The 22,229-nt window shown below is 46.2% G+C and carries 22 protein-coding genes and 1 tRNA gene; 7 read left to right on the top strand and 16 right to left on the bottom strand.

Annotation, left to right across the window (positions count from 1 at the left end):
* Nucleotides 1-28: 28 nt before the first annotated feature.
* The 10 genes from flgH to I3X05_RS03910 all read right to left on the bottom strand — a co-directional run bounded on the left by flgH (nucleotide 29) and on the right by I3X05_RS03910 (nucleotide 9,472).
* On the bottom strand, nucleotides 29-808 hold the full coding sequence (gene flgH / locus I3X05_RS03955; protein WP_045569790.1) for a flagellar basal body L-ring protein FlgH: 780 nt from the start codon (nucleotides 806-808) through the stop codon (nucleotides 29-31).
* 37 nt (nucleotides 809-845) lie between these two features.
* Nucleotides 846-1,634, bottom strand: a complete 789-nt coding sequence (flgG, locus tag I3X05_RS03950; RefSeq protein ID WP_045569791.1) for a flagellar basal-body rod protein FlgG — start codon at nucleotides 1,632-1,634, stop codon at nucleotides 846-848.
* 18 nt (nucleotides 1,635-1,652) lie between these two features.
* On the bottom strand, nucleotides 1,653-2,402 hold the full coding sequence (flgF, locus tag I3X05_RS03945; protein WP_045569792.1) for a flagellar basal-body rod protein FlgF: 750 nt from the start codon (nucleotides 2,400-2,402) through the stop codon (nucleotides 1,653-1,655).
* 255 nt (nucleotides 2,403-2,657) lie between these two features.
* Nucleotides 2,658-3,962 (bottom strand): flagellar hook protein FlgE, encoded by a 1,305-nt coding sequence (gene flgE, locus I3X05_RS03940; protein WP_045569793.1) that lies wholly within the window; start codon nucleotides 3,960-3,962, stop codon nucleotides 2,658-2,660.
* A 31-nt stretch (nucleotides 3,963-3,993) separates the two neighbouring features.
* Nucleotides 3,994-4,701 (bottom strand): flagellar hook assembly protein FlgD, encoded by a 708-nt coding sequence (flgD, locus tag I3X05_RS03935; RefSeq protein ID WP_039424622.1) that lies wholly within the window; start codon nucleotides 4,699-4,701, stop codon nucleotides 3,994-3,996.
* A gap of 17 nt (nucleotides 4,702-4,718) precedes the next feature.
* Nucleotides 4,719-5,135 carry a flagellar basal body rod protein FlgC gene (flgC, locus tag I3X05_RS03930; RefSeq protein ID WP_039424619.1) on the bottom strand — a complete coding sequence of 139 codons (417 nt, stop codon included), beginning with the start codon at nucleotides 5,133-5,135 and terminating at the stop codon, nucleotides 4,719-4,721.
* The gene (gene flgB / locus I3X05_RS03925; RefSeq protein ID WP_045569794.1) at nucleotides 5,136-5,534 is read right to left on the bottom strand and encodes a flagellar basal body rod protein FlgB; all 399 of its coding nucleotides are present in this window, start codon (nucleotides 5,532-5,534) and stop codon (nucleotides 5,136-5,138) included.
* Between the two features lie 259 nt (nucleotides 5,535-5,793).
* Nucleotides 5,794-7,086 carry a group II intron reverse transcriptase/maturase gene (ltrA, locus tag I3X05_RS03920; RefSeq protein WP_193158283.1) on the bottom strand — a complete coding sequence of 431 codons (1,293 nt, stop codon included), beginning with the start codon at nucleotides 7,084-7,086 and terminating at the stop codon, nucleotides 5,794-5,796.
* Between the two features lie 620 nt (nucleotides 7,087-7,706).
* Nucleotides 7,707-8,534, bottom strand: coding sequence for a protein-glutamate O-methyltransferase (locus tag I3X05_RS03915; RefSeq protein ID WP_039445410.1), 828 nt, complete (start codon nucleotides 8,532-8,534; stop codon nucleotides 7,707-7,709).
* 11 nt (nucleotides 8,535-8,545) lie between these two features.
* Nucleotides 8,546-9,472 (bottom strand): chemotaxis protein CheV, encoded by a 927-nt coding sequence (locus I3X05_RS03910; RefSeq protein WP_045569795.1) that lies wholly within the window; start codon nucleotides 9,470-9,472, stop codon nucleotides 8,546-8,548.
* Nucleotides 9,473-9,549: 77 nt separating this feature from the next.
* On the opposite strand from I3X05_RS03910, the gene flgA reads away from it, so the two are divergent.
* From flgA to I3X05_RS03895, 3 genes are all read left to right on the top strand, one after another.
* Entirely contained in the window at nucleotides 9,550-10,296 is a 747-nt protein-coding gene (flgA, locus tag I3X05_RS03905) for a flagellar basal body P-ring formation chaperone FlgA (protein ID WP_045569796.1), read from the top strand.
* A gap of 160 nt (nucleotides 10,297-10,456) precedes the next feature.
* The gene (gene flgM, locus I3X05_RS03900; RefSeq protein ID WP_045569797.1) at nucleotides 10,457-10,783 is read left to right on the top strand and encodes a flagellar biosynthesis anti-sigma factor FlgM; all 327 of its coding nucleotides are present in this window, start codon (nucleotides 10,457-10,459) and stop codon (nucleotides 10,781-10,783) included.
* A gap of 15 nt (nucleotides 10,784-10,798) precedes the next feature.
* Nucleotides 10,799-11,224 carry a flagella synthesis protein FlgN gene (locus I3X05_RS03895; protein ID WP_045569798.1) on the top strand — a complete coding sequence of 142 codons (426 nt, stop codon included), beginning with the start codon at nucleotides 10,799-10,801 and terminating at the stop codon, nucleotides 11,222-11,224.
* Nucleotides 11,225-11,419: 195 nt separating this feature from the next.
* Here I3X05_RS03895 and flgP read toward each other — a convergent pair whose 3' ends face one another.
* Entirely contained in the window at nucleotides 11,420-11,851 is a 432-nt protein-coding gene (gene flgP, locus I3X05_RS03890; RefSeq protein WP_039424600.1) for a flagellar assembly lipoprotein FlgP, read from the bottom strand.
* 9 nt (nucleotides 11,852-11,860) lie between these two features.
* The gene (locus tag I3X05_RS03885; RefSeq protein WP_039424598.1) at nucleotides 11,861-12,496 is read right to left on the bottom strand and encodes a FlgO family outer membrane protein; all 636 of its coding nucleotides are present in this window, start codon (nucleotides 12,494-12,496) and stop codon (nucleotides 11,861-11,863) included.
* 171 nt (nucleotides 12,497-12,667) lie between these two features.
* Between I3X05_RS03885 and I3X05_RS03880 the strand changes: the two genes are divergently transcribed.
* Together I3X05_RS03880 and I3X05_RS03875 are read left to right on the top strand one after the other, a co-directional pair.
* Nucleotides 12,668-13,801: a flagellar assembly protein FlgT gene (locus tag I3X05_RS03880; RefSeq protein ID WP_045569800.1), complete on the top strand. Its 1,134-nt coding sequence runs from the start codon at nucleotides 12,668-12,670 to the stop codon at nucleotides 13,799-13,801.
* A gap of 54 nt (nucleotides 13,802-13,855) precedes the next feature.
* Nucleotides 13,856-13,932: transfer RNA gene (locus I3X05_RS03875), tRNA-Arg, on the top strand.
* A 676-nt stretch (nucleotides 13,933-14,608) separates the two neighbouring features.
* Here the strand turns inward: I3X05_RS03875 and I3X05_RS03870 are convergent.
* Together I3X05_RS03870 and I3X05_RS03865 are read right to left on the bottom strand one after the other, a co-directional pair.
* A protein-coding gene (locus tag I3X05_RS03870) for an IS3-like element ISVpa4 family transposase (protein ID WP_337970625.1) occupies nucleotides 14,609-15,732 on the bottom strand; the annotation gives its coding sequence in 2 pieces (ribosomal slippage) (nucleotides 14,609-15,480 and nucleotides 15,480-15,732; 1,125 coding nt in all).
* Nucleotides 15,733-16,160: 428 nt separating this feature from the next.
* The gene (locus I3X05_RS03865; protein ID WP_045571311.1) at nucleotides 16,161-16,436 is read right to left on the bottom strand and encodes a hypothetical protein; all 276 of its coding nucleotides are present in this window, start codon (nucleotides 16,434-16,436) and stop codon (nucleotides 16,161-16,163) included.
* A 63-nt stretch (nucleotides 16,437-16,499) separates the two neighbouring features.
* On the opposite strand from I3X05_RS03865, the gene I3X05_RS03860 reads away from it, so the two are divergent.
* Nucleotides 16,500-18,049 (top strand): IS3 family transposase gene (locus tag I3X05_RS03860; RefSeq protein ID WP_413470581.1). Its coding sequence is split into 2 segments (ribosomal slippage): nucleotides 16,500-16,968 and nucleotides 16,968-18,049, totalling 1,551 coding nucleotides; the frame shifts between segments, so codons are not numbered across the junction.
* Here the strand turns inward: I3X05_RS03860 and I3X05_RS03855 are convergent.
* Nucleotides 18,004-19,260, bottom strand: a complete 1,257-nt coding sequence (locus I3X05_RS03855) for a tyrosine-type recombinase/integrase (protein WP_045570618.1) — start codon at nucleotides 19,258-19,260, stop codon at nucleotides 18,004-18,006. The two genes, I3X05_RS03860 and I3X05_RS03855, sit on opposite strands and share 46 nt — an antisense overlap.
* 735 nt (nucleotides 19,261-19,995) lie before the next feature.
* On the opposite strand from I3X05_RS03855, the gene I3X05_RS03850 reads away from it, so the two are divergent.
* On the top strand, nucleotides 19,996-20,502 hold the full coding sequence (locus I3X05_RS03850) for a hypothetical protein (protein ID WP_045570619.1): 507 nt from the start codon (nucleotides 19,996-19,998) through the stop codon (nucleotides 20,500-20,502).
* Nucleotides 20,503-20,626: 124 nt separating this feature from the next.
* Here the strand turns inward: I3X05_RS03850 and gltX are convergent, their stop codons facing one another.
* Nucleotides 20,627-22,054 carry a glutamate--tRNA ligase gene (gene gltX / locus I3X05_RS03845; protein WP_045570620.1) on the bottom strand — a complete coding sequence of 476 codons (1,428 nt, stop codon included), beginning with the start codon at nucleotides 22,052-22,054 and terminating at the stop codon, nucleotides 20,627-20,629.
* Nucleotides 22,055-22,229: the final 175 nt, after the last annotated feature.

Raw genomic sequence — 22,229 nt, 5'->3', positions numbered from 1 at the left:
CCATATTCAATTGCCACTGGTTTGCCACTTACAGAGAGACATTAAAGAATCGTGCCAAGAATCCGGGTTGCTGCATATCCTGCTGCGTTCCGGTTCCAGAATACTGAATTCTTGCGTTAGAGACGCGGTTTGACGCAATCGTGTTGTCAAAATCGATATCGTCGGGACGAATGGTACCGCTAAGACGAATGTACTCGTCGCCCGTATTGAGGGTTAACCACTTCTCACCGCGGACCACGAGGTTGCCGTTTGCCAACACTTCAATCACTTCAACCGTGATTGAGCCGCTGATGCTGTTACTCTGATTGGCAGAAGCGTCACCGGTAAAGCTGTTGGCGTTGCTCAAGTTGTAGGAAAAATTGTATTTACCATCAATTTTCAGCTCTTGCCCACCCACTTGCAGTGGATCCATGCTGGCATCATTACTCTTTGATAGCCCGGCATTGGCACTTTTCGACGCATTGGTGGTTTCATCTAACAACACGGTAATAATGTCGCCAAGACCACGTGGTTTGGAGTCATCATACAGATCAGAGATGTGATCGGCGCTAAACAGAGAGCCCGTGGCCGCGGCGTAATGCTCGGGCTTTTGATTTGGATGGATGGGTGCCCAAGCCGGGTCACCAGCGACCGGATCGCTACGACCACGCAAGGTATCAACAATACCCGTACTTTGGTCTTTAGATTTGTCGCCTTCAACTGCATCAACGACGGTCGTGGCTTGGCTCACTTCGCTGGTTTCGATCGGTTCTAACATCGTACAACCGCTCATCACTGCCACCAATGCAATCAGACTTAAGCGTTTCATAGCAATCTCCCTCTGGTTCATCTCAAGCTAAGTACGATTACAACTGTTGGTTAACGAAGCTCATCATCTTATCGACTGACGAAATCACTTTTGAGTTCATCTCGTAGACGCGTTGTGCTTCGATCATATTCACCAGCTCTTCCGTCACGTTTACGTTGGACGTTTCCAGCATTGACTGACGCACTTCGCCTAAACCATCCAAGCCAGGGACCCCTTGCTGCGGATCACCACTTGCGCCAGTGGGTAAGTAAAGGTTTTGACCAATGGGCTCTAAACCACCTGGGTTAACAAAATCGGTGATGGTTATCTGGCCCACAACTTGGTTATCTTGCTGACCGCGGATTCGCACTGACACTTCACCATCGGTACCGACGGTAATCGAAATGGCGTCCTCGGGAATCACAATTTCTGGCTCCAGCGGGTAACCGGATCCCGAAGTCACCACCACCCCTTCGCCATTGAGGGTGAACTGGCCATTGCGGGTATAACCAATGTTGCCGTCTGGCATGGTGATTTGGAAAAAACCATCGCCTTCCACCATCAAATCCAGTGCGTTGGTTGTCGTTTGCGCGTTGCCGTGGGTGTGCACTTTTTGCGTTGCCACCACTTTCGAACCCGCGCCAAGCATCAGGCCACTTGGCAATTCCGTATTTTGCGACGATTGGCCGCCGGGCTGATTGATATTCTGATAAAACAGATCTTCAAACACCGCACGACTCTTTTTAAAACCGATGGTTGAGGCGTTAGCCAGGTTGTTTGAAATGGTTGCAATGTTGGTTTGCTGAGCGTCGAGCCCTGTCTTACTTACCCATAGTGCCGGATGCATAATTTAACCCTTACTCTGTTAGCTCATACGAAGCAGTGAATCGGACGCTTTGTCCAGCTCTTCTGCCGTGCTCATCATTTTCACCTGCATTTCAAATTGTCTTTGCAGGTCAATCAGCGCGGTCATCTCGCCGACGGCATTCACGTTGCTACCCTCAATGGCGCCAGTCATGATTTGCACAGTAGCATCGGCTTCGTACGCTTGATTGGGATCTTTGTGACGGAACAGTCCGTTGGTATCTTTAAACAGCGTGCTGTTGTCGGTTTTGACAAGCTTCACACGGTCTATCTGTTCCATTTCTTCGGCAGGCGCGCCTTGCGGCAACACAGAAATGGTGCCATCTCTGCCAATTTCGATCTTACTGATCGGTAAGGGAATCGTGATCGGTGCTCCGCCCTCGCCAAGCACCAGATGCCCGTTGGCATTGGTCAGTAAACCATTTTGATCCACTTTCAGATTGCCATTGCGGGTCAACCCCTCTTTACCAATCTTGTCCATGACCGCAATCCAACCATCACCTTCAACGGTGATGTCCATATCGCGACCTGTTGTAATCACACTGCCCTGAGCAAAATTATGTCCTGGACGCTCCGTCATACTAAATACACGAGTCGGTAAGCCTTCGCCATACGCTTGCATTGACCGAGCTTGTGCCAAATCAGCACGAAAGCCAGTGGTACTGACGTTTGCTAGGTTGTTGGCACGCAGTTGCAACGCTTGCATATTTTGTTTAGCGCCGCTCATGGCTAGAAAGAGTGCACGATCCATAATCTGCTCCTGAAATCGAATTCTAGGATCAGAAAAGCAATCATCATGCCAGTTTATTTTTCATTTAAATATCAAATGGATGCGTTAGAAATGTAAGCAAGAGGCAAACACATTGGTCGGAAAATTACTCAGCGGCATGCCGGGCGGCAAGCAAGAGGCAATCGAGATGATGGTTAAGGGGCAGAGAAGAAACAAGGCTTAACCTGGGTGAGGTCGTCCAGGTTAAGCACCAGATGAATGTCATGAATAAAACGATTAACGAATCTGCAAGATATTCTGTTGCAACTGGTTATGCACTTCAAGCGCACGTGAGTTTGCTTGGAAGTTACGCTGAGCTGAAATCAGATCCACTAATTCTTGCGTCATATCGATGTTGGACTGCTCCAAAGAACCACTAGAAACGGTACCAAATGAACCTTTGTTCGATTCACCCCAGATTTTATCCCCGGAGTTATTGGTAGAGTTCCACTGTGTGCCACCTTTTTTGTCCAAACCTTGCTCATTCGGTACACGAACTAAAGCAACTCGACCTAAAGTAACGCTCTCACCATTTGAATAAGTGCCGTAAATACTGCCACTTTCATCAAAGTCCACTTTGGTTAAAAAACCCGTTGTCGCGCCATCTTCGTCAAACTTAGTCAGCTCAAACGGAGCAGCAAACTGGGTGGAAGAGTTGAGATCAAAATTCAGCACTTGCGTCGGATCACCACCATTCATATCAATTGGGTTAACGCCCGCACCGAGTTGGTCAGTCACAATCGGCTGCCCATTGTTTAAGCTGGCAAGCGTACCATCATTATTGAACTTAATCGTATGCCCAACATGACCCGTTGCGTTAGTTGCATCACCACCTGTGATATTGACTGGCTTCTCACCTTGGCTATCCGTTACCGTGTAGTAGGTTTGCCAGGTGTTCGGTTGCGTCTGATCTTTCAGGTAGTAAGTCGTCAGTTTGTACGACTGACCCATAGAGTCATAAATGGTTGAAGACGTTGAACGGTTATAAGTATCAGGATCCTCGAAATTAAACGCGAGAGGATCTTTAATCGCACCACTTGCTGGTAAGTTCACCCCAACCGTTACATTTGCCGTCTGCTTTGGCTTGCCAAATTCCGCCGGAATGTTAATAGGTTGTGGTTCGTAAGAGGTGACATCACCGCTCTCAGGATCAACCTGATAGCCCAGCAAATATTCATCATTTGCCGTGACCATATAGTTGCTCTTGTTCAGATGAAAAGCACCGTTACGGGTTAGCTCGTTCTGATTCGGTACCATTCTGTCTTTTGCCACGGCAAAGAAACCCGTGCCGCCAATACGCAAATCCATTGGGTTGTTGGTATAAATACTGGAACCTTCATGGAATTGCTGCGCAACTTGGTTTGCTTGTACACCACCGCCAGCGGTGGTTTTCGCATTGGTAAATAGAGAATTTGAATAAACATCACCAAACTCAGCACGCGACTCCTTAAAGCCATATGTGTTGGCGTTGGCAATGTTGTTACTCGTGGTGTTCAGATCTAACTGAGCTGCGGACAAACCGCTTAAAGATACATATGACATTCCAAAATCTCCTTAATCCAGCCAGCGTAGATTACGCTTTGCCAACTTCGAGTACTTCAGCAAGTCGAACTGGCGAATCAAAGCCAGCCAGATTGAGCAGTACGTTACCATCGCCTTTACCCAGCAGAACACTGTTCACGTTGGCATAGGTTGAAACCGGGAAGTCAGTCGCCTGACCATCCAGCAAACCGGATGCTTTCACTTTGTATTTGCCAGCCGGCAATGGATTACCGTTTTCATCTTTACCGTCCCATTCGACACGGTTATCTCCCGCAGGTTTCGCCCCCACCTCAAAGGTACGAATTAATTGGCCAATCTCGTTTTCCACTCGCACAATCACGTTATCCATAGCTTGTGGTAGTTTGACCATGGCAGGCATGCCTGCCTCTTCCTGCTTCATACCCGCCGCGCCTGGCACCAACACATCACGCCCCACTAAAGAAGACGCTTGCAATGCTTGGTTGGACGTCATTGACGAGTTGAGACTCTCAAACTGAGTGTTCATCTTGCCAATGCCATCAACGGTCGCAAATGAAGCCATTTGCGCAATCATCTGGTCATTACTGACCGGCTTAAAAGGGTCCTGTTGAGCCAATTGCTTAGTCAGCAAGGATAAAAAGTCCTCTTGTTTAAGATCCTGTTTACCCGTGGTTGCCGTCGGCTTTTTGCTCTCTTGCAAACTCTTAAGCTGGTCGATATAGGACAAGCCGCTTTGACCAACGTTATTGATTCCGGCCATACGTTAACTCCTTATCCTTATTGACCCATCTGCAGCGTACGCAGCAGCATTTGTTTACTCGCATCTGCTACCTGAACATTCGTTTGGTATGAACGGGAGGCAGAAATCATATTGGCCATTTCTTCCATGACATTAACGTTCGGTTTGTAAATGTAACCTTCATCATTTGCCAATGGATGTTCAGGGTTATATTCCGCGGTCAACGGTTTATCACTTTCCACAATACCGAGCACTTGCACCGGCACTGTATCGCCACGATTATACATGGCATTACTTAACTCAGCGCCAAACACAGCATGGCGCGCTTTATAAGTGTCTTTTGCAGAGCTGCTGACACTGTCGGCGTTGGCCAAGTTGCTTGAAGTGGTATTTAGACGAACAGACTCAGCACTCATTGCAGAACCAGTTACATTGAACACATTGAACAAGCTCATCTAGTTACCTCCTTTAATCGCTTTGGTTAAGTTCTTAAATTTACCGCCCAGAAAATCCAGTGAGGCTTGATGGCGAATCTGGTTTTGCATAAACAGGTTACGCTCTAAATCCAAATCCACCGTGTTGCCATCTCCGGTGTCCGGTTGGGTCGGAAGGCGATAAAGTTTTTCCCCCATCACCGTTGTAGTGGCAGGAATATGCCGACTGTCCGTACGGCTAAGACCAATACTTGCCCCCGAACTTGCCGCCTGTAACTCCTTCGCAAAGTCTAAACCTCTTGCTTTGTATCCAGGCGTGTTCGCTTGCGCAATGTTGGTCGAGATAACCTCGGCATTGCGTTCACGTACTCCCACCGTGTACTGGTGGATGCCTAGTGCATTGTCAAAGGAGATAGCCATATGCGCCTCTACAAAAAGAACTGACCGTTACTAACCAAATAAAAGCAAAGAGCGTGCCAATGCGTGCAATTCAAATTTATCCAGTCCATGAAAAAGTAAGCAATTACTAAGCCAAGTATGCAGATGGAATGTCGTAGATCCGCTTACTCAGACTTAAACTAAAGATATACGCAGACGGATACAGGCTCAAGAAAAGGGTAGAGAGAAAAAGCTGAGAAAGGGCAATCGAGTAGGAGGAGGCCTCACGGCCTCCGTCCTCTCACACCACCGTACAAGCGTGGGTCGCATACGGCGGTTCCGAATACACTTTTAGTGACTCATACCCATCTCTCAATGAGTAAAGCCCCCTCTCCTCGAACCATTTGATTGGCATTGCGTGATTCAACTGGGGCGAGAGTGCTAAGCGCCACCACCCTTTATCTGACATCGCCAGCTTCCACGCATTTCGCTCTGTTACACCTTGTCGTTGTAACCATGTCGCTATGCTGTATCTGCGTTTGCGCTGTTTCAGGCGGTAGCATCTCAACCGACGCCGTATCCATTCGTCTAAGCGCTGCATCGCACTTTGACCTATGGCGAGCTTGAAGTAGTGCTGCCAACCTCGTAGGTATTGGGTTAACTCGGTGAGGATTACCGACAACTCTCGACCTCGATTTCGCTTCGTTATTTTCCGCACTCGCTTCTTCATTTGAGCTTGTGCCGATTTTGATATCTGGAGGGTTCCGTCTATCTTGAAGCTATGGCTTAGGTAAGCTCGCTCCGTCACTCTTGTTGCTGCACTTTTCTCACGATTTACCGTGAGCTTTAGCTTCTGCTCCAAGAACTCCGTTATCGACTCTTTGACTCGATGGGCGGCTTCCTCACTAAGAACGTAGATTTGGCAGTCATCTGCATATCGACAGAACTTATGCCCTCTTCGCTCTAACTCTTTGTCCAGTTCATCTAATACAATATTGGAAAGTAACGGAGATAATGGCCCACCCTGTGGTGTTCCTCGTTGTCTTCGCTCTACTAACCCATCTCGCATTAAGCCTGCCTGTAGATAGGACCTGATGAGCTTTAATACTCGTTTATCACTAATGTCCTTAGATAATCTGTGCATCAGCCTATCATGGTTCACCGTGTCGAAGTATTTGGCTAGATCGATATCCACTACATAACCCCGCCCTTCTCTGATATAGCGGCTTGCTGCCGCAAGCGCATGATGCGCACTGCGGTTCGGCCTGAACCCGTAGCTGCTGTTGGAGAACGTCGGCTCATAGAGCTCTGACAGTACTGATGTGATCGCCTGTTGGACTATCCTATCCAGTACCGTAGGGATACCTAATTGCCTGACGCCACCATTCGGCTTGGGGATTTCTACACCCAGAACTGGTTGAGGTTGGTAGCTTCCGTCCAGAAGACTCTGGCGGAGCGCTTGCCCATTTGAAGCTTGTCGAAGTTTAGAGATGGTCGCTGTGATGTCGAGTCTGTCGACACCTGCGCACCCCTTGTTCTTCTTCACGCGTCGAAGGGCATGGTTCAAATTCGCTGAGGAGCTGATTTGTTCCATCAGCGGAGTGGGGGTCACCAAGACTCGTCCTCCTTTCTACGCCGATCATGCTTGTCATTCTTCGTGACCATGAGCTTTACTTGCGGTATTGCCTATTGGGACGTAGAGATGTTTTCCATCTTGCTATGACTCCACATCATTGAGTAAATAGTGACTGCTTCTTGATATATTCAGTTCTGGCCTTCCTTTGAGTTGTACTTCCTCAAAGTACTATGCCTTCTGCTGACTTCTCATTGCCCATCACACAACATCACTGCTGTGTTGGTCTCATCTGAGACAGGCAATGAGCTCTCCCGAGGTAAGACGTTGCTCTTTCCCTTGGTCATGCCTGATTTACCTATACACACTTCCCGTCGAGGCATTGGGCTATTCTATCTATTGCTAGGTTACCCAAGTTGTACAGGCCTACTATCAGGTTTCTGTTCGTCACAACCAAGTTTTGCCGTTTGCTTCCTTCAGGTTTCACCTCACGGTGAACACCCTTGCATAGGCTAACGGTTCTCGCTCGACTGAGCCCGTAGAGGACTTTCACCTCCTAGATCAACGCCATGCTCGGCGCACAATATAAAAGCCTGACAACATGCCAGGCTAGTTTGAAAAGAAAAGTAGAAGAGTTTCCACTATTTCAATTTGTAGATGATGCCAGGGTTACAGCGAACCATTTCAAATCTGTCGGTTAAACCTGTCAACGACTCCGAAGCACCAAGCAACAAATAGCCACCGGGGTTCAAACTGTTCGCCATTTGGTTCAACACTTTAGATTTCATATCCGGAGAAAAATAAATCAACACGTTACGGCAAAAAATAATATCGAACTTACCCAACAAGGCGTAGCTGTCCATCAAGTTTTGCGGGCGAAAGTTAACCAAGCGCTTAACGTTGTCTTTAACCTTCATGCGACCATCGCCCGTGTCTTCAAAAAAGGTGCGGCGGCGCTCCGGGGACAATCCCCGCCCCAAGGCCAAATTATCGTAGATCCCGGCCCGGCACATGTCCAACATACTGGCTGAGATATCGGTTGCCGTAATCGACACACTTTGCAGCATACCTGGCTTACGTTGCTGTGTTTCCAACACCGTCATCGCCATAGAATACGGTTCTTGCCCTGATGAACTAGCGGCAGACCAAATTTTTATCGGACGTTTATTTGCCGCAATCTCAGGCAAAAGTTTTTCCGCCAAAACAGTAAACGGATAGGTGTCCCTAAACCACAGAGTTTCGTTGGTTGTCATTGCATCAACGGCGGCAACACGTAGTTCTCGGTTACGCCCCGTCACGACATCTCTCAACAAATCAGACAACGAAGCGAGCTTAAATTTGGTTACTAATGGGCTAAGACGACTGCGTACCAAATACTGCTTGCTGTCGCCCAGCACGATACCACACTGAGATTCCAAAAAACGGCTGAAGTCGCGATACTCTTGATCACTGATTGTAATAGCAGTCATTAATGTCTCTTTTATTTTGTTAGTGCAGTTTTAACCGCATTCCCAAGTTCATCTGGGTTAAATTTTGCGATAAACGCATTTGCACCCACTCTCTCCACCATCGCTTGATTAAAAACGCCGCTCAGTGACGAGTGAAGAATAACATACAAATCTTTCAAATCCGCATTGCGGCGAATTTCTGCCGTCAGCGTGTAGCCGTCCATTTCTGGCATTTCGATATCAGAGATCACCAGAGAAATTTGGTCTCGAACTGGTCCTTCAGATGCCATTTCTAACAACTTATCATACGCTTCTTTGCCGTCTTTCACCGAGACACAATCAAAGCCGATATTGGTGATCGCACGCTCAACCTGCTTGCGCGCAACCGTGGAGTCATCTGCAATCAAAATACGACGAACCAGTGCTTTTTCCGTCTCAACTTTGGCTATCTCTTCACCGATGGAAGAGTCCATTGTTTCATCCACTGGCGCAATTTCTGCAAGGATTTTCTCAACGTCGAGAATTTCAACCAGTTCGTTGTCAATGTTGGTGACCGCGGTCAGGTAGTTTGCTCTACCCGCCCCATCTGGTGGTGGTAGAATCGCTTCCCAGTGCATGTTAATTATGCGCTCAACCGAAGTAACCAAAAATGCTTGAATGGTTCGGTTGAACTCCGCGATAACGACAAAACATTTGTCGATGTCGGTTGTTGGTCGGCCACCAATCGCCAAACTCAAATCGATGACAGAAACAGTATGGCCACGGATATGAGCGACACCTTTAACTAAACGGTGCAGATTTGGCATTGAAGTAAGCTTAGGGCATTGCAAGACTTCTTTTACTTTAAATACGTTAATACCATAACGCTGGCGGCCCATTAAACGAAAGGTCAACAATTCCAATCGATTCTGACCGACGAGTTGCGTACGCTGATTCACAGAATCAAGAATACCCGTCATAAGCTCATCTCCATCTCAAACTTTTCGATTAAAAGTGATACTCTAAAATTACAGCTGTATAACACCAGAGAAACAGAATGGCACACTCTAATACTTGTTTATATTCATTTACCATCTCTAAGTGTAGAGCTTTCTTCAAAAGTTACGCTAAGTCTATCGGCATTTTGCTAACTTTGTTTAGTTTTTTTGCTCATGCAGCCACAGAAAATCAAATAAAACAGATACAGTTAGCGGCGGAAGAGCACATTTTAGCCAACGTTGAACAGCCCCCTGGTGGTGAGCTGTCAGTGAGTGCCGCTAATATTGATAGTAGAATAAAAGCCACCGATTGCCCGGTTGCTTTGAGTACAAGTGCTAACTCAGATAACGCCAATCGCAGCAACATTAATGTACTGGTCGAATGCCCCTCAGACGATTGGCAAGTGTATGTCCCTGTCCGCTTGTCCATCGCTATTCCTATGGTGGTTGCCACACGAACCCTTGCCCGAGGAGAGATTATCTCCCTTGGCGATGTAAAACATGAGATGATCGAGTTGCAGCGCTTTCGTAAAGAAGGCTTTGCCGACAGCTCACAGGTGGTTGGAGCTAAAGTCAAACGCACTGTTCGATTGGGAAACGTGATAGAACGTGGTGATGTCTGTGTGGTCTGTCGCAATGAAAAGGTGATTATCAAGGCCAGCCAAGATGGGATGGTCATCACAACTCTGGGGACCGCATTACAAGATGGCGCGGCGGGTGAACAGGTCAGAGTGAAAAATGACAAATCACAACGTATAATCGAAGGCATTGTCAGCGGTATTGCCGAAGTCACCGTTCAGTTCTAACCGTTTCGCGCCTTAAGTCGCTGAAGTGGTATGATAAGCGCGGTTGAATTCAGGCCCGATTCCTGCTAGTTAAACAAAAGACAAATTTTTTCTAAAGTATTGGCTTGGTGTGTCGATACTGTGTGTACGAGTTCAGTTACTTCGTAATTAAGGTTTATATATGGCAAGTATCGATAACATACGTTCAGGACAAGTGATGACGACGAACAGTCGTAGCGCTGCGCGTACAGATTCTAGCTCGTTGGCGGAGACGCGCACCGAAGCAAAAAAGAGTCCTGTTGCGCAAGACGCCGTCTCGCTGAGTCAACAAAGTCGCGATATCGGACAACTCCATCAGGATATGGCCGCCAAACCGGCATTTGATGCTGCAAAAGTTGCCGCGATCAAAGAAGCCATTGCAAACGGCTCTTACAAAGTCGATCCTGAAAAACTGGCTGATAGTATGATGAAGTTTGAAAATGAACTGGCTGATCGTATCAAAGCGTAGTCAAGGTAGGTAATCATGGCTGCTTTAGTTGATTTAGTGGAGTTTCAATACGAAAGCGCTAAAGCTCTCTCTTTATTGTTGGAACAGGAAAGCAAAGTGATTGCTAGCCGCGTATCTGTTGATATTGAGAAAATTGCCAAAGAAAAAATGACGCTCATTGGTCGACTACAACAAACCGACCATCGAATTGCCTCTCACCCGCACGTCAAGCAACTTACCGATGATCCTCAATTGAAAGAGAAGGTCGCCAGTATTCAATCGATCATTCTGGATTGCCAGCAGATCAATCAGATCAATGGCGATGCACTTAATCGAGCACAATCCAGTTTTAACAAACTCAATAATATGCTTCAGCAAAGCCACGGAAAAGTCGGCATGACTTATAACGCTGGCGGTAAAACTCATACTATTTCAACTTTAGGTACCAATATCAAAGCCTAAAGTTAATTGTACTAATTCATCTTTCTCGTCTCACTCCTTGATGCCCCGCTGATTAACTCCCTTTGCTGTTCGTTTTGCTATTACTTGTTTTATTCATACTGACCTTGTTTTATTCATACTGACTAAGCAAAAAAAGCGACCCATGTGTGGGCCGCCTGACTAGAGATTATCTGCTGCTTATCTGGATTGGACTGTCTAGAAAAGTGTTTGCTGACGTTTCTCCGGCACTTGTTGCACTTCGCCGTAGTCACGCAATTTGTCCATTTTGCGAATGTCTAAACGCAGTTCAGTGACATAACTATCCCCGACAGGGTAACTGCGCACAACCTCCGCACCGCGTATCACCCCATCGACCGCGCCGGAGGTGTTCTCGACGCCAAGTCGTTGATCCTCTAACTGCGCTCGGCCACTGACTCGCATGCCGTACACTTGCTCAGCCAGCTCGCGGTATGCATCAATTTTTGAAGCTCTCATCGCGCGCACGCGCTTTTCTTCGTCATTTCGTCCGGTTTGTTCACTGATGCTGGCGTAACCAACGGCCACCAAGATCTCTTCCTGACGAATTTGTTGCAATGGCTGACAAGCACTAAGCAAAAAAGCAGCCAAGAGAAATAAGAACTTTTTCATTACCAACTCCTATGGACGCAAGATAACCGTGTAAGGCTGACGGATCGTTGGATCGGAGCGAATAATCACACCATCTTGAGTACGAATACTGTTGAGCGTATCTAAGTCGCGGCCAATTCGATCCGCCGGGAGGAAACCTTGTGCCGAAGCAACCACCACTCGTGTTTGCATGCCAACCACGCGAGCATTGACTAACACACCGCCCTCTTGGCGCAGCATCGTGCCTGTCAACACGTATTGAATCTCTTGCTCTTGCGCTAAATCTTTCCAATCACGACTCAGAGCAAAATCGCCCTGCTGGGTAACCTGAATTGAACCTGTGGTTTTAAAATCTACCACTTTAAAACCACGACGCTGCAACTGATAAATAAATCCTTCGGAAACCGAATTCCCCAGCCAGTTGGTGGCATCCATATTTTGCAGGTCGACAAACGAGGTAACGGCAATTGGGGTTCGCGCAGAAACGCTGGTATTTGAAAGGATCAAATCTTCCGTCAAGCTTTCCACGAAAAAATCCATGGTATGACGAGGGCTTTCCATCAGCATAAACTGACTACCCGAGTAAGGTTCTTTACCGTTGTAAATCGGTGAGTACGCGCATGAGCTCAAGGCCATGACAGACGCGACAACAAGCCATTTTTTCATGGGTTAGTCTCCAGATAATCTCAGATGTCCAATAAGACTGCTTTTGTATTCCTGCTGGTTTACAATCTTGGAACAGTCTTTGCTTTTCTATCTCTGCAACAAGACGAAAACGACATCCAAATACAGCTGAAAAATGTAAAGCAATATTTGTACCCACTTGGTAATACTGTAATGAAAAAACTTATACTTGGTTTTATTTCAATAACTTTGATGATGCTTTCCTCCATCAAAGCTCATGCGTCTTGGTACGAGGTGACAGGGGTTGCCACCATTGTTTCCTCCGAAGAAGTAGCACGGATACACGCTCTGGAAGATGCCTTGTATAAAGCGGTAACTTTTTCCGGCGCGGACATAGGTAGCCTGAGCAACTTACGTCCCTATTTAGAAGATGGTCGCACGGAATATCAGTTTACAAACCATGAAGTACGCTACATCTTAATCGAGTCCCAGCGCACACGTGGCAACAAGGTTGAGATTAAAGCCCGAGTCGACATCTATCCGTCGGCAAATGGTTGCCATGTCAGCCAATACAAAAAGACGCTGCTCGTCGGCAACGTCGAGCTGCTCTCCCCACAGCAAGCGGTGATGGGGCAAATTTATAAGGTGGGTGATGATTTCAGCCAAGTGCTCAACAAGCAATTTGACCAACAATCGAAAAGCTTCGTTTCCGTTGGCACCACCGATTATGCGATAGACAAGCGCAATCCTGAGCGGATCAAAATGATTGCGCAAGATGCAGGTGCTCAATACATCATTGGGGGAGAAATTACCGACCTGACGGCGACCATAGAATCGAAGTTGCTGGCGGACGATATCATTAACCGCCAGTTTGCGCTGGAAATGAAAGTCTACGACGGCAAAACCGGCAACGAGATTTACGCGAAAAGTTACCGTGAAGTGGCCAAATGGCCATTTGCCAAAACCAGCCAAGTGGACACTCGTAGCGCCCGCTTCTGGGCTTCCACTTTTGGCGAAATGATGCTGCGCGTAAGTCGCAACATCATGCTCGACATGGAGTCGGAAGTATCGTGTAAAATTACCCTGCCAGAAGTGGTTGCCGTGTTTGGTAACACAGTGACGATGGATCTTGGCCGCATACACGGCGTGCGTCAAGGCGATAAGTTGCAACTTTGGCATACTGCCGCCTTCATCGACCAATATGGTTTGCCGCGTAACAAGGTATCGCAAAGTGACATTACCCTAACCGTTTCGCGAGTTTACGAAAATGAAGCAGAGCTTACTGTGGATCAGCCCGATTTGGCCTCAAGCATTCAAATTGGCGATGTGATGCACAAACCACTTTAGAATCAAAGGATAAGTTTAAAACTCGATGTTTATTTAGTAGAATATCGACACGTTGCTCCCATGGCACAGTTGGATAGCGCAGCCCCCTCCTAAGGGGCAGGTCGTAGGTTCGAATCCTACTGGGGGCGCCATATTGTATAAAGGCTAGAAAGTTAGTAACTACTAGCCTTTTCTTTTCTCAACTCAAAACGGTCACGTTACAGGTCACGTAATACTTTGCTTGCCCTTCGACATCATAAAAATACAGAATACATCAGCGAACATCGTTATAAGTATGACCTCTTATGTTCCTATGAGCAATCCTTAATCTAAGCCTCTAATTTCTATGCGCTAATACGCTGTAAAAGCAACAGGTAAAGATTGCTCACTCGCTACATTTCGAACCCACACAGATATTTTTAGTTGTTACTTCAACTAGAAGCTAATCATTAATGTTAACTACCAATGATTAATCTGTAGTTGAGTTGTTCTAACATGCCCTTGTCCCATAACGTATATGCTGGCAACTAGGAAGAAATCCTTCTCAATTGCTAAATCACCTTTGCCCCAAAATCATTCGGTATCAAGTTCCTGACCACTTTCCTAAGTCAGTTATTGACCTATTTTCCCTAATAGCAGATTATGAGCCTAGTTGAGCACTTATGATTATGCAGACATGTTCTGCAATTTATGAGTAGAAGGAAGAATAAGACCTATAGAACCGTATGTTGCTGCTATGGCGTCTGTATTTTCTGAAAATATTATAAGGACAGAAGTGGACCCCAATGGTTGGACACATAAGCTCATTTCTTAAGTGGTTGACCCAGCTCATGCTGCGTATCTTTGCCTACCGAAGTAGGCCTCATCAGGAGTGAGGTTATTGAGTCCTTGATGGTTACGCTCTTCATTATAAAACACCATGTAGTTGCCGATTTCAAGCTCGGCTTCACGGGGCGTGGTATAAGCCTTTAAGTAAACCTCCTCATATTTCAGGCTTCGCCATAATCGCTCAATGAAAACATTGTCAACCCAGCGGCCTTTCCCGTCCATGCTTATACGTATGTCATGTTCAATTAACTTCTGTGTGAACTCTGTGCTGGTAAACTGGCTGCCTTGATCTGAGTTAAAGATATCAGGTGGCCCATAATGCTTCAGCGCTTCCTCAAGCGCTTCGATACAAAAACTCGTGTCCATGGTGTTGGATAGTCGCCAAGCCAGCACTTTGCGGCTATACCAGTCGATAATAGCAACGAGGTACAGGAACCCCTTCGCCATTGGGATGTACGTGATATCAATCGCCCAAGCTTGGTTTGGGTAAGTGACTTCGATATCACGCAACAGGTAGGGATACACCTTGTGTGCTTTGTTCGCCAGCGTCGTTTTGGGCTTGGGGTAAATCGCCCCAATCCCCATATCGCGCATGAGTCGAACAACACGCTTACGATTAACGCTATGACCCTTCTTAGCCAGCTCAGTTCGAATGCGCCGACTGCCCATAAACGGATACTGAAGATGAATTTCGTCAATCATACGGCGCAACGCAATCTCCTCAGCAGAGAGTCCTATGGGTTGATAGTAAGCGGTAGAGCGAGCAATATTGAGCAGCTCACACTGGCGCTTTATCGGCAATGGGGTGGATTTAACCAGCGAACTCTTTCGCTGGGCTCGGTCTAACGACCGAGCACTTTGGCCAAAAAATCATTTTCCATGGTCAATTGACCGATCTTGGCGTGAAGTTTGTCCACTTCTTCGGAATTCTCTTTTCCTGTGTGATTTTCGGTGGCAAAAATCATGGCTGCGTTTTCAAGCAGCTCCTTTTTCCATGTCGAGATTTGGTTAGCGTGCAGGTTGTATTTCTGAGCTAACTCAGCGACGGTTTTATCGCCTTTAGCGGCATCGAGTGCCACCTTAGCTTTAAACTCAGGAGAGTGGTTTCTACGTTTTCTAGTCATAATCTGTCCCTGTATTGTTGGGTACTATCAAAACAGATCGACCACTTAAAGTCATGTCCGAAAATCGGGGGCCACTTCTGTTGTCTGCTTTAGACCAACAATCTCTCCGACTTTGGTTTGGTTTCGCCTTTGATTCCTGCGTACATCACGCAAGTATATTCCTAGCTGCTTAGAACTTGTTATGAGCATATCTGCCTCTAATGTAAATTATCCCCTGTAGAGGATACTAGTACTTTTAACCCCTCAAGGGGTTAAAATTAACTTTACCCGCGTACAGGGGTAATCAGTCATAGCTAGGATTAAGAGGTTTAGCTCATTTATCATTAAGGTAACCACCACGACCGCCTCAAAGTATTCTCAAAAATCCTTGCAGCCATAGGCTGCAAGCCCCCTATCTAAGGCTGAAGCCAACATATCAAAAGCTGTTTTTAGCCGAACAATCTCAAGTTATCTGATTCGCCTTTTTCTTGCAGCTGTGATTGAACACTAATACTTTCTTGATGGCAGCGTTTCGCTTGATACTGATTTGCTTTAACAATCGCTTTGTTTACCAGTTTTTCAAGCAGCTTGAGTGCGGCTTTTTTCTCTTTATAAAAGGCGTATATGATGTAGTTAGTTTCAGCAACATCGCCGTAAGAGTGGTTCTGAATGTAATTCGTATGGTCTCGACTTACACCGTGCTCTAGCTGCGTATTTCGGAGCATTCCGATCAGTCATTTCCCCCCTGTGTCAGCATAGTTGTCGCCTAGATTTTTAAGGAGATAACTATGCCAGCCAATCCAGTTCCAATTGATGTGAAAACGAAAGGCCAAACTTGGCTGTTACCACCATATAATTGGTCTCATCGAAGAATTGCTAAAGAATTAGATGTGAGTCCATCCGTGGTATCTAAGTGGAGAAATGAACTTGTTGAAAGCGGCCTATTGTCTACAGAGCTGCCCTTAGAAAATGCTACTACTGATTATTCAGCGGAGCAGAGATTTTTCATAGTGATTGAAACTGCAACAATGTCTGAACGCGAGTTAGCTGAATACTGTAGGTCTAAAGGGTTATTTGTCGATGACGTTAAAACCTGGCGAGCACTGTCTATCAAGGCGCAGAGTACAACATCGGCTTCAATGTCACACAAAGAAAATAAGCTACTACGTGATGAACGCAGAAAGGTAAAAGCGTTGGAGAAGGAGTTGGCACGTAAAGATAAAGCACTTGCTGAAACGGCTGCGCTACTGGTTTTGCGGGAAAAGTTCAATGCCCTCTGGGAAATCAACGAGGAAGACTTATTCCTATCTCAGAGCGGCTTAAAATAGTCACACTTGTTGATGAAGCTGTACGTAAAGGGGCAACAAAGACAAAGGCTTGTTCCACCGTTGGGTTATCAATACGAACGTTCCAGCGTTGGACACGGAACTCTGCCGAAATCACAAGTGATATGCGTCAGCATCCTCGGCAGCACGAGCCTCATAATAAGCTATCAGAAGCCGAAAGGCAGCAGATATTAGATATCTGCAATACACCAGAGTATGCCGATTTACCTCCGAATATCATCGTTCCAATGTTGGCTGATGAAGGCATTTACATTGCCTCAGAGTCCACATTTTATCGTGTATTAAAAGCAAACAACCAGCTAGGTAAGCGAACTCGTAACAAAGCTGGCACAAGTCCTTCTCGACCAAAGGTTCAAAAAGCCTGCAAACCAAATCAGGTATGGAGCTGGGATATCAGTTATCTGCCATCGAAAATACGAGGGAAGCACTATTACCTCTATTTGATAATGGATATCTTCAGTAGAAAAGTAGTAGGTGCAGAAGTGTATGATCAGGAGCTAGGCGAATATGCAGCGGAGTTACTCCAAAGAACAACATGGCGGGAAAAGTGTGTGCAAGGCAACATTACTTTGCACTCTGACAACGGTGCTCCTATGAGAAGTTACACCATGCTTGCAAAGATGTATGACCTTGGGATTGCAAGCTCTTACTCTAGGCCAAGAGTAAGCAATGACAACCCATACTCTGAGTCGTTGTTCAAAACAATAAAGTATTGTCCTTCATGGCCAATGGATGGGTTTTCTTCCATTGAAGACGCTCGGTGTTGGGTTGGTAATTTTGTTGATTGGTATAACAATGAGCATAAACACAGTGGCATAAAGTATGTAACACCTCAGCAGAGGCATTGCGGGGAGGATAATGAAATTCTCCGACAGCGTATGCAAGTCTACCGACGTGCTCAATTGACTCATCCAGGCAGATGGAGTCGGCAAACGAGAGACTGGAGTTATATCGATGAGGTGTACTTGAACCCTGAAAAGTGTGCAGCGTAATCATTCACGTTACTAAATTGTAAAAAAGACGACAACTTGCTTGAAAAACAGCGGAAACGAGCGATCGCAATCACCGAAATACGCACTAGCATGATGTTTTTTACCGAACGTCTGAGATCTCGCGGCTGAAAAGCCTGAAAACCAGTCAAATTACAAAATTTGCGAACCTGTTTTGAAACATCGTTTGGATCAATATACCCAAGCTTGTTATTTGCAGAGAATAACTTGTCGCTCTCCATCGTACTGGTAAACCGCAACTCTTCAACTTCTTCAATTATTTCTAAAGCAGTACCACCTTTAACAAGTAAGTTTGGACGCTCAGTTTTTACATCTTCAGCATCGAGGAAGAACTTTTTCTTGTGCGCCAAATAAGTACTTCGCTTTGATAGCAATAATTCCAAAGGTCGCTGTCCTCCCATGAAAACAGCTAGCTTTAACAGTAAAAATATCCTGCGGTCAAAGTATTTAGCACTCTCATCGCTAAAAAGTAGGCCCAGCTCTTCAAGGGTCAAGCTTCTTCTACGAGGTTTACTTTGATTCTGCTTTTTTATCCGTGCTGCTGGGTTTTTATCTAACCTAAACTTTATCGGGTTATCACTCGTCATCGGGTCATCATCATAATCCAGCGCAATTTCAAACATACGTCTGATGATAGATAGAACTTTATCCCCTTGAACAGGAGCTGTTTTGACGATTTGACCAATGAGCTTGATCAGTTCGGGCTTAGTGATCTCGTTGACTTTCTTGTCGTCTGGAATTTTCCCTCGAATGTAAGCTTCAATGTGTTTTTGATGAGCTTGTAAACTGCGTTCTAGACGAGCACCGCTTCGAGTACGTTTTAAATATGCGTAAAACTCGTCGATCAGTTGGCCGAAGGTGCCTGTCTCTTCTTCAATCTGAGCTTGCTCTCGCTTTTGACGCTCCTGCTCTTCTAGGTGCGCTTTCGGACAAATGCCCTTATCTAATAGCGCCTTGTATTTATCTCGAACATCTCGTGCTTCTGCCAGAGTCATCGACTCAAAGCACCCTACTTTTAAGAAACGAACTTTTCCATTGAAGAAATATTTGAAGTAGAAGATCTTCGAACCTGACCTTAAGATTTTGCAGCCAAGCCGCCCTGTTCCCCTTGTTCGGGTAGAGTCCCAGATGTAGTAGTCATAATCGCGTGTTTTTTGTTTCTGTATCTCTTGTACTGTTAGTAGTGTAGACATAATCATTATTCCTAATTCTGTTTATGATTATGTATTCTGCTTTTGCAACACCGAAGCTTGTAGAGTGAACAAAACCCATAAAAGGGTTGACAATCGCGGTCACGTAACAGGTCATGTTACAAGTTAATTTAGCGAAACCTAACGTAACTATAATTTTGGTGATAATTTGATAAAGTCACTAAAATACAGACAGTTAAGATAGAAATGATATCAAGTGGAACTCTGTGAAATCATCTACTGCGCCCGCTCCTAAGGGGCAGGTCACAGGTTCAAATCCTGTTGGGAGCGCCATATTGAATGAAGACTGGTTAGCCTAGGGTCTGTTGACCTTTTGAGATGATTTTTGCAGCAGTTTGTGGGTTCTTTGTGCAAGGCAGAGGCTTTGAATTGTAGTGGCCTACATGATAAGCCGATAACGCAGCAAAAAGGAGCTACAAACGCTGCCCGAAGGGTTCGGCTAAAAGCGTTTTACTCTTTGTTGAGAGGTGTTTTGCTTAGAATGACTAGGCTACAAACCTCTCGTCGCGATTAAAACGCTTTTATCTCGAACAAAATTTAACCGCAAAAGGTCAACAGACCCTAGCTACCTGTCTTTTATTTTGCGGTTTGAAAATATCCCACCTCAATTTTCTGATGCCCATACAAAATTTTGCGTTAGTTAGGCTTTTACTACTTTAATTATTTCTAATATTTCCTTACTCTAAACATATATTAATAAAAGTATTAGTTAGAGTTATGACTAAGAGCAATCTGATAACGAACACTGGTCACCGTTTTATCTCCAAAGGTAGAACCGCGTTTAAGATCCATATCCATACTCCGGACGATAGCGTGCTGCATCGCTCGATCGGCTTTATTAAAATGGGTGAAAAGAAAGCGCTGCAAAAAGCGATCAAAATGCGCAATGAACTTGGCAAAGAGATGTGGGGTAAATTTTGGCGCCGTCTCCTTAAAGACCCCTATCTGATGACGCGCCTGCCTCACAGTTTAGAGCCCAAGATTGTTCATAAGCCAAGCCCTACACAAAACGATCCAAACAACCGAGACACGTGTTACATCGCTAAGTGGCGAGAGCTGAACGACCAAGGTGAGTATCGCTACAAAACTGTTGTTCGCTCTATCAATAAGTACGGCAAACTCGCCGCTTACTCGCAAACCAAAAAAGCGCTGCTTGATGCTCATAAAGAGAATCTTGAGATCCTGACGTTTATGGGCCGGCTGAGCAGTATTGATTTGAAATAACCTACCTTAAGATTGCTCGTTCGTCAGTGCGCAGTGGCTGATTCTGTGCTTTTAAAAGTCGCCAAATTCCGCACAATAAAAAACCGCAGCAACTGGGCTGCGGTTTGCTTTGGGAGCGCTGTTCTTATTGAGCGTTGGCTTCGCGCTCAGCGATAAACGCCAGCGCCATCTTAATACGCGCAACCACGCGCTCTTTACCAATCAGTTGCATTACCGCATCCACCGATGGCGACTGACCACCGCCAGTCACTGCAACGCGCAGCGGCATACCAATTTTACCCATACCGATCTCAAGCTCTGCACATACATCCGCAATCACTCGATGCAGGTTTTCAGTGGTCCACTCTGTCAGTGCTTTCACTTTCGCCAAGGCAAGCTCCAGCGGCTCTTTTGCCACACCGCGTAGGTGCTTCTTCGCGGCATCTGCATCAAACGCATCGAAATCTTGGTAGAAGTAAGCGATTTGCTCGGCCAGTTCAACCAGTGTATTACAACGCTCACCGACCAGTTTAATTACCTCGGTAATCGCAGGGCCGTTGTCTTTGTTGATGCCTTTTTGATCTAAGTGCCATTGAAGGTGCTCAGCGACGTACTCGGGCTCAGAGGTTTTGATGTAGTGGTTGTTCAACCAAAGCAGTTTGTCGGTGTTAAACGCGGAAGCCGATTTTGAAATCGCATTCAGGCTAAACAGATTGATCATCTCTTCTTGCGAGAAAATCTCTTGGTCACCGTGAGACCACCCTAAACGCACTAAGTAGTTATTCAGCGCAACTGGCAAGTAACCCATGTCGCGGTACTGCATAACCGAGACCGCACCGTGGCGTTTTGACAGCTTGGCACCATCGTCGCCGAGAATCATGGCACAGTGAGCGAAAGTCGGTACTGGCGCGCCCAAAGCTTCATAGATGTTAATTTGACGCGGCGTGTTGTTGATGTGGTCTTCGCCACGAATTACGTGCGTAATGCCCATATCCCAGTCGTCAACGACCACACAGAAGTTGTAGGTTGGTGAGCCATCGGTACGACGGATGATCAGGTCATCCATTTGACTGTTGCTGATCTCAATACGACCACGAATTTGATCGTCGAACACCACGCTGCCTGATTTCGGGTTGCGGAAACGAATCACACAAGGGTCGCCCTCTTTTGCCGCGTCGTTAACCGCTTTGATTTTCGGGTGATCCGCATCGTAACGAGGCATCTCTTTGTTTGCTTCTTGCTCTGCACGCACTTCGTCCAGCAGCTCTTTAGAAGCGTAACATTTGTAGGCTTTATCTTCCGCCAGCAGCTTATCAACCATTTCGTTGTAACGGTCAAAACGTTGTGTCTGGAAGTAAGGACCTTCGTTCCATTCCAGTCCAAGCCATTGCATACCTTCAAGGATGGCGTCTACCGCCTCCTGAGAGTTACGTTCTAGGTCAGTATCTTCAATACGCAGAACGAATTCACCACCTTGGCTTTTTGCGAACAACCAAGAGTAAAGTGCGGTGCGCGCACCACCAACGTGAAGGTAGCCTGTTGGGCTAGGAGCAAAACGAGTTTTAACCGTCATCAGAATTCCTTAGGGATAAAAGGCAGCATTCAAGGTGATTGCTGCGCGTTCAAGGATAAAAAGTGGCGACATTTTACCACCGCAGAGCGAATCTACAACATGGATATCGCATTCTGCACCCGCCTAATCCGTACTTCTCGCGCGGCAAATCAAGCGTTAATTTCTCACCAAAAGA

The sequence above is a fragment of the Vibrio navarrensis genome (assembly GCF_015767675.1).
In the GTDB taxonomy this organism is placed as follows: Bacteria; Pseudomonadota; Gammaproteobacteria; order Enterobacterales; family Vibrionaceae; genus Vibrio.
This window is presented reverse-complemented; position numbering and strand designations above follow the sequence as displayed.

What these genes read in the sequence shown, in the direction of transcription:
- flgG (WP_045569791.1), bottom strand. Translation starts at nt 1,634, where the DNA reads ATGCATCCGGCACTATGGGTAAGTAAGACAGGGCTCGACGCTCAGCAA.
- I3X05_RS03850 (WP_045570619.1), top strand. Translation starts at nt 19,996, where the DNA reads ATGACTAAGAGCAATCTGATAACGAACACTGGTCACCGTTTTATCTCC.
- ltrA (WP_193158283.1), bottom strand. Translation starts at nt 7,086, where the DNA reads ATGGAACAAATCAGCTCCTCAGCGAATTTGAACCATGCCCTTCGACGC.
- I3X05_RS03855 (WP_045570618.1), bottom strand. Translation starts at nt 19,260, where the DNA reads ATGTCTACACTACTAACAGTACAAGAGATACAGAAACAAAAAACACGC.
- I3X05_RS03895 (WP_045569798.1), top strand. Translation starts at nt 10,799, where the DNA reads ATGGCTGCTTTAGTTGATTTAGTGGAGTTTCAATACGAAAGCGCTAAA.
- flgH (WP_045569790.1), bottom strand. Translation starts at nt 808, where the DNA reads ATGAAACGCTTAAGTCTGATTGCATTGGTGGCAGTGATGAGCGGTTGT.
- gltX (WP_045570620.1), bottom strand. Translation starts at nt 22,054, where the DNA reads ATGACGGTTAAAACTCGTTTTGCTCCTAGCCCAACAGGCTACCTTCAC.
- flgD (WP_039424622.1), bottom strand. Translation starts at nt 4,701, where the DNA reads ATGGCCGGAATCAATAACGTTGGTCAAAGCGGCTTGTCCTATATCGAC.
- I3X05_RS03910 (WP_045569795.1), bottom strand. Translation starts at nt 9,472, where the DNA reads ATGACGGGTATTCTTGATTCTGTGAATCAGCGTACGCAACTCGTCGGT.
- I3X05_RS03865 (WP_045571311.1), bottom strand. Translation starts at nt 16,436, where the DNA reads ATGCTCCGAAATACGCAGCTAGAGCACGGTGTAAGTCGAGACCATACG.
- flgM (WP_045569797.1), top strand. Translation starts at nt 10,457, where the DNA reads ATGGCAAGTATCGATAACATACGTTCAGGACAAGTGATGACGACGAAC.
- flgB (WP_045569794.1), bottom strand. Translation starts at nt 5,534, where the DNA reads ATGGCTATCTCCTTTGACAATGCACTAGGCATCCACCAGTACACGGTG.
- flgA (WP_045569796.1), top strand. Translation starts at nt 9,550, where the DNA reads ATGGCACACTCTAATACTTGTTTATATTCATTTACCATCTCTAAGTGT.
- flgC (WP_039424619.1), bottom strand. Translation starts at nt 5,135, where the DNA reads ATGAGCTTGTTCAATGTGTTCAATGTAACTGGTTCTGCAATGAGTGCT.
- flgE (WP_045569793.1), bottom strand. Translation starts at nt 3,962, where the DNA reads ATGTCATATGTATCTTTAAGCGGTTTGTCCGCAGCTCAGTTAGATCTG.
- I3X05_RS03915 (WP_039445410.1), bottom strand. Translation starts at nt 8,534, where the DNA reads ATGACTGCTATTACAATCAGTGATCAAGAGTATCGCGACTTCAGCCGT.
- I3X05_RS03885 (WP_039424598.1), bottom strand. Translation starts at nt 12,496, where the DNA reads ATGAAAAAATGGCTTGTTGTCGCGTCTGTCATGGCCTTGAGCTCATGC.
- flgP (WP_039424600.1), bottom strand. Translation starts at nt 11,851, where the DNA reads ATGAAAAAGTTCTTATTTCTCTTGGCTGCTTTTTTGCTTAGTGCTTGT.
- I3X05_RS03880 (WP_045569800.1), top strand. Translation starts at nt 12,668, where the DNA reads ATGAAAAAACTTATACTTGGTTTTATTTCAATAACTTTGATGATGCTT.
- flgF (WP_045569792.1), bottom strand. Translation starts at nt 2,402, where the DNA reads ATGGATCGTGCACTCTTTCTAGCCATGAGCGGCGCTAAACAAAATATG.